The sequence below is a fragment of the Pseudomonas sp. SST3 genome, from assembly GCF_003325755.1.
In genome coordinates, this window is the sequence record NZ_QORI02000110.1 from 1 (window position 1) to 4,526 (window position 4,526).

The following is a 4,526-nucleotide window of genomic DNA, read 5'->3' on the forward strand; positions in this document are numbered from 1 at the left end:
ATTCACTACCCAGATACCGACGCCTTTTTTGGTGACACGGGCATCACTGATGTTACCGAGCAGCTCAGGGAGCGTGGCTGGGCCGTAGAGGGCAGAGGGCTCTTCATGGCTGATCACTACAGAGCTGCAACTGACATGATCGTTAAATGGGCGTTGAGCGATTCAACACATTGCAATGTAGAAGTCGCGGAATGGTTTCCTTCCCCTGAGGCAAGGAGTCGGTTGCTTAAGGTGCTGGATCTTGGCAAGCCCCAGCTTTCTGAACTGCACAGGCTGCAAAAAGTGGAAGCTTGGCTAAGCTCGCAATAGGTGATGACGTCAGGTTGGTCAGGAAGACAGCCGTTGTAATACATGCTGAATGAGAGCAATGGATATGCGCAAGAAGTCCCCCTCATGGTTTGTCCCGCTCCTGATTCTTTTTGCCGTCCTGTGGGCAATGGGGAAGAAAGACACGCCTCCAGCCCCGGTACAGCCACACGCTCTTAGCTCGCCGAATACGCAAGCGTCGATTTCCCCGGCCTCACCGCCAACCCCAGCTCCTGTTTCCGCAACTGAGCACTTTGTGAGTGCTGATAATCTCAATGTCAGGGATCAACCAGGTGGAAAGGTCATCTCCAAACTGAAGCGCGGGGAAAAGGTTCAGGTCTTCGAAACTAGGAATGAATGGGCGCGCGTCAGCATTGATGGTCAATCTTCGAAATGGCTTTCGTCCAAGAGTCTATGCAGTGGGCTTGGCTGCTACGTTGTTCCGAAGCCCAGACCGTCGGCCCAGCTTCCACTGCCCGCTCGCCAACAGACTCCAGCTTACGGTTCCTCGTGCCCCTGTTCCTCTGGAAACGTGTGTATAGGGCCTAGGGGTGGTCGTTACTGCATTACCTCTGGCGGTAACAAGCGGTACGGCGTTTGAGCAATTATCTGATGACGTCTTGCCGGGGATTACACTCTCGCAGGCGCTTTAGCCGGAAAACGAGCCGACCTCTTGACGAGGTTTCGTTGCAGACGGATATGTATTGGCTATGAATCCGTAACCACCTGACTCCACAATCATGTGGTTCAACTTCATTTTTGATTTTCCAGCTCAGGGCTAAACATGCACACCATACGGAAAGTGGTAATTCAAGAATTTCAAAAAATTCAAAACGCTCACAGCTCGATTTTGAGTCTGGGAAGAATGTGCTGATTGGCAACAATGAGGCAGGAAAAAGCACCATTTTGCTCGCGCTAGACCTCGCGCTCGGCGGGAGTCGCAACCGCATTGAAGCTCTGGGTGCAGAAGCTCTGCTCAACAAGGATTCGGTTGACACTTTCCTTGCTGGGGAGAAGAGCCTGGAGAAACTACCTGAGCTGATAGTCGACGTTTTTCCTAGAGGAAGGTGACGACGAAGGCCTGTATGGAACCAACAACTCCCACCAGCGCCAGACTGACGGCGTGCGCATGATCCTTGCGGTGATGGCCGACGTGATGGCCGAAGCGGTGCAAGCCATCTTGGCTGATGATCAACCAAACTTCCCGTTCGAATATTACGCGGTGCGGTTGAAACGTTCGCCTGCAGCCCTATGCAGCTTTCAACCGACCCATCAAACACATGATGCTAGACGGTTCACGTATTGATGGCGACTACGCATCTCGTGAATACACCCGAGCTGTGTACGCTTTCAACGCCCCCGTTGAAGACCGCTATAAGCTTGAAAACCTGTATCGCCAAGGCAAGCAGGCTTTTACAGGACAACATCTCGCAGCCCTCAAACGCCGACCTCCCCGCGTATCAGTTTGACGTACGGAGTAGCGTCCGGTCGAACCTGGAAACTGACCTAATCATCACGGAAGACAATATTCCGCTTGAGAACCACGGCAAAGGAAGGCAGTGCTTCATCAAGACTGAATTTGCGCTGAGCAAGCACAAGCAAGGCGGCTTGGATGTAATGCTCTTTGGAGGAGCCTGAGAACCACCTCAGCCATTCCTCCATGAAAGCACTTGTCGCCAAGCTAGCGGAGAACGAGAGCACCCAGCTTTTCATTGCAACCCACAGCAGCCATATCTGCTCAAGGCTTGATCTTCGGCATGCCCTTTTGATCGGCCCGAATGCAGCTGCTGGCTCACTTAAAGCCCTATCACCTGATACCGCAGAATTCTTCATGAAGGCCCCGGATAACAATGTCCTGGAGTTCGCGCTCTCCAAGAAGGTGATATTGGTTGAAGGTGATGCTGAATTCATCCTGGTGGAAAGAGTTCTATAAAGCAATGTACAAATGGGCGTCTACCGCATGTCGATGACGTTCACATAATCTCTATTGGGGGCACCAGCTTCAAAAGGTACATGGAGCTCGCTAACCTGCTCGGAATTCGAGTCGCAGCCATACGAGATAATGACAAGGATTATCAGAAAAACTGCGTAGAAAACTACGTCGACTTCGCTTCGGATAATGCCAAAGTCTTTGCCGACAAAGACAATGCCCGCTCAACCTTCGAAATAGGGTTGCACAACGACAACGAGGAAACCTGCAAGACCGTCTTCGGCCCAGGACGAAAAACCCTCTCCCCCTTGGAATACATGCTGGCAAACAAGGCAGAAGCCGCGTTTGAGCTGCTCAAGGGAAAGCCAGGCGAACTCACCGTTCCTGCCTACATCGCGGAGGCAATCCAATGGATAAACGAGTGATGTTCGCTGTGGCAGGTTCAGGGAAGACCACCTTGCTAGTGAAGCGTCTGAGCCTAGAAAAGCGCGCACTGATAATCACCTACACGGAGAACAACTATCGCCATTTGCGCGATAGCATCATCAAACGGTTTGGCCATGTGCCGAAAAACATCAACCTGCTGAGTTATTTCACGTTCCTTTATAGCTTCTGCTATCGCCCTCTGCTGCAAGTGCATATGCAAACGCGGGGAATCAGCTTTCGAGCTCCGCACGCCCGTACGCTAAAGCTCAAACGGGACAATATGGCGTATTACGCTACTACAAGCGGCAGCGTTTACCACAATCGCCTCGCAAAGCTCCTAGAGACCGTTAACGCAATTCCTGACGTGATGGCGCGAATGGAGCGCTTTTACGATGAGTTTTATGTCGACGAAGTTCAAGACCTAGCAGGTCATGATTTCAACCTGCTAATGGCATTAGCGAAAGCCAAGGTTGAAATGCTATTTGTAGGTGATTTTCTATCAGCATACGTTCGACACCAGTCGTGATGGAAACGTGAACAGCTCGCTACACGCTGACATTGGGAAATACGAAAAGCTTTTTCAAAAGGCGGGTGTGACTGTCGACAAGGAAACACTGAGCCGAAGCTGGAGGTGTGGCATCACCGTATGTGATTTTATCCGTACACATCTCCAGATTGACATGCAGTCACAGCATACGTATGAAACCGAAATCATTCCTCTGTCCAATCAAGTGGATGCTAACGCCGTGCACGCGGATGGCGAGGTGGTCAAGCTGTTCTACCAGGAGCATTACAAATACGGGTGTCTGTCTAACAACTGGGGCGCTAGTAAGGGGCTGGATCATTACAACGATGTGTGCGTAGTGCTGGGCACTACTCACTGGAAGATCTACCAGACATCCTCGCCCACAGCACAAAAAAACAAACTCTATGTTGCCTTCTCGCGGACTCGCGGAAAGCTGTACCTGGCGCCCGAAAAGCTTTTCAAACCGTTTAAAACTATGTAGGTCGGACTGGCTGAGGCATCCTAGAGATGCTAGGCATCACCGACCAGCCACATTTTTCAGGATGCGAGGGAGCCTAGTCGTGCCGTACCCTTCATAGATACTGGATGCAGTTCAGATCGGCTCGCCCAATTTTCTTCAGCGTCCTGCACATACATTCTCCCGAGCCTTTAGGCATGGGCCGGTCATGGGTGGCACGCTCTATTGCAGAAGGTGCGGTGACAGATGATGTTGACCACTAGACAACCGCAAAAAATGACGCAGGCTTGCACGTCCATTACCGTGCTGAAACGTCGCGATCACGAAGCGTGAGTTTTCTGTGGTAAGTACCCAAAATCGGCCCTCGCGCTCCGCCTTAATGACGTCAGAAGTCCGGATCAGGTGACCGTCGCCGAACCGTCCATATTGGTCTTTGCGGTTGTGACCAAACACGACTCCTAATCCAGCACGAGCCTTTATGGATACTCCGCAGAGATAGGCTGTTATCGGTTTGTCGAAGCCTTGCGCCTGTGCTTTTTAGGATTCGTGCAAGATCGAAATCTGTATGTCGTTTTCCATGAAGATTCACATCCACAGTGTTCAGCATAATTGCGCTCCTTTCGCAGCCAGTATGGCGTTACCAGGAAAACCACACGCAACCAACTGTGCTGGTATCGTGCAGGAATCTTGGTAAATCTCAGGCTGTACGAATCATGTTTTGCGTGATAGATCGGACGAAGGTTGCTCAGCACATCAGTGTTGAAGCCAGGTTGGTGAGAGCTGTGATATTTGGAGCCGGTCTCCACCTCTAGCAGGCACACAACACACTCGTTTTGGTCTTCACCAAGCGTCACTTTGGTCAGTTTCTCCATGCGCCAAAC

At 51.3% G+C, this 4,526-nt stretch carries 8 protein-coding genes and 2 pseudogenes; 7 read left to right on the forward strand and 3 right to left on the reverse strand.

Translation table 11 applies throughout. The features are described from left to right. The 3 genes and pseudogenes from DQ405_RS24500 to DQ405_RS27795 form a co-directional block, all read left to right on the forward strand. A pseudogene (locus DQ405_RS24500) lies at positions 1 to 309 on the forward strand (hypothetical protein); the annotation flags it as partial. 127 nt (positions 310 to 436) lie between these two features. Then, positions 437 to 907 (forward strand): SH3 domain-containing protein, encoded by a 471-nt coding sequence (locus tag DQ405_RS24505; protein ID WP_241730195.1) that lies wholly within the window; start codon positions 437 to 439, stop codon positions 905 to 907. 158 nt (positions 908 to 1,065) lie between these two features. Further along, complete coding sequence (locus tag DQ405_RS27795; protein ID WP_241730186.1) at positions 1,066 to 1,377, forward strand: AAA family ATPase; 312 nt, start codon at positions 1,066 to 1,068, stop codon at positions 1,375 to 1,377. On the opposite strand, the gene DQ405_RS27800 is transcribed toward DQ405_RS27795, so the two are convergent. Both DQ405_RS27800 and DQ405_RS27805 read right to left on the reverse strand, forming a co-directional pair. Next, the gene (locus DQ405_RS27800) at positions 1,364 to 1,501 is read right to left on the reverse strand and encodes a hypothetical protein (protein WP_241730187.1); all 138 of its coding nucleotides are present in this window, start codon (positions 1,499 to 1,501) and stop codon (positions 1,364 to 1,366) included. The two genes, DQ405_RS27795 and DQ405_RS27800, sit on opposite strands and share 14 nt — an antisense overlap. 311 nt (positions 1,502 to 1,812) lie before the next feature. Beyond that, positions 1,813 to 1,968 carry a hypothetical protein gene (locus DQ405_RS27805; protein ID WP_241730188.1) on the reverse strand — a complete coding sequence of 52 codons (156 nt, stop codon included), beginning with the start codon at positions 1,966 to 1,968 and terminating at the stop codon, positions 1,813 to 1,815. Between DQ405_RS27805 and DQ405_RS27810 the strand changes: the two genes are divergently transcribed. From DQ405_RS27810 to DQ405_RS28780, 4 genes are all read left to right on the forward strand, one after another. Then, positions 1,967 to 2,239 (forward strand): hypothetical protein, encoded by a 273-nt coding sequence (locus DQ405_RS27810; RefSeq protein WP_241730189.1) that lies wholly within the window; start codon positions 1,967 to 1,969, stop codon positions 2,237 to 2,239. The two genes, DQ405_RS27805 and DQ405_RS27810, sit on opposite strands and share 2 nt — an antisense overlap. An 80-nt stretch (positions 2,240 to 2,319) precedes the next feature. Beyond that, the gene (locus DQ405_RS27815) at positions 2,320 to 2,661 is read left to right on the forward strand and encodes a hypothetical protein (protein WP_241730190.1); all 342 of its coding nucleotides are present in this window, start codon (positions 2,320 to 2,322) and stop codon (positions 2,659 to 2,661) included. Beyond that, positions 2,646 to 3,188: an AAA family ATPase gene (locus tag DQ405_RS28775; protein ID WP_241730191.1), complete on the forward strand. Its 543-nt coding sequence runs from the start codon at positions 2,646 to 2,648 to the stop codon at positions 3,186 to 3,188. Before DQ405_RS27815 ends, DQ405_RS28775 begins: the two co-directional genes overlap by 16 nt. A 7-nt stretch (positions 3,189 to 3,195) precedes the next feature. Further along, on the forward strand, positions 3,196 to 3,669 hold the full coding sequence (locus tag DQ405_RS28780; protein ID WP_241730193.1) for a hypothetical protein: 474 nt from the start codon (positions 3,196 to 3,198) through the stop codon (positions 3,667 to 3,669). A gap of 198 nt (positions 3,670 to 3,867) precedes the next feature. Here the strand turns inward: DQ405_RS28780 and DQ405_RS27830 are convergent. Beyond that, positions 3,868 to 4,252, reverse strand: a pseudogene (locus tag DQ405_RS27830) (hypothetical protein). Positions 4,253 to 4,526 lie beyond the last annotated feature (274 nt).

Bases quoted from the DNA above. Each gene is read 5' to 3' on its own strand.
- DQ405_RS24505 (WP_241730195.1), top strand. From the start codon at position 437: ATGGGGAAGAAAGACACGCCTCCAGCCCCGGTACAGCCACACGCTCTT.
- DQ405_RS27810 (WP_241730189.1), top strand. From the start codon at position 1,967: ATGAAAGCACTTGTCGCCAAGCTAGCGGAGAACGAGAGCACCCAGCTT.
- DQ405_RS27805 (WP_241730188.1), bottom strand. From the start codon at position 1,968: ATGGAGGAATGGCTGAGGTGGTTCTCAGGCTCCTCCAAAGAGCATTAC.
- DQ405_RS27815 (WP_241730190.1), top strand. From the start codon at position 2,320: ATGGAGCTCGCTAACCTGCTCGGAATTCGAGTCGCAGCCATACGAGAT.
- DQ405_RS28775 (WP_241730191.1), top strand. From the start codon at position 2,646: ATGGATAAACGAGTGATGTTCGCTGTGGCAGGTTCAGGGAAGACCACC.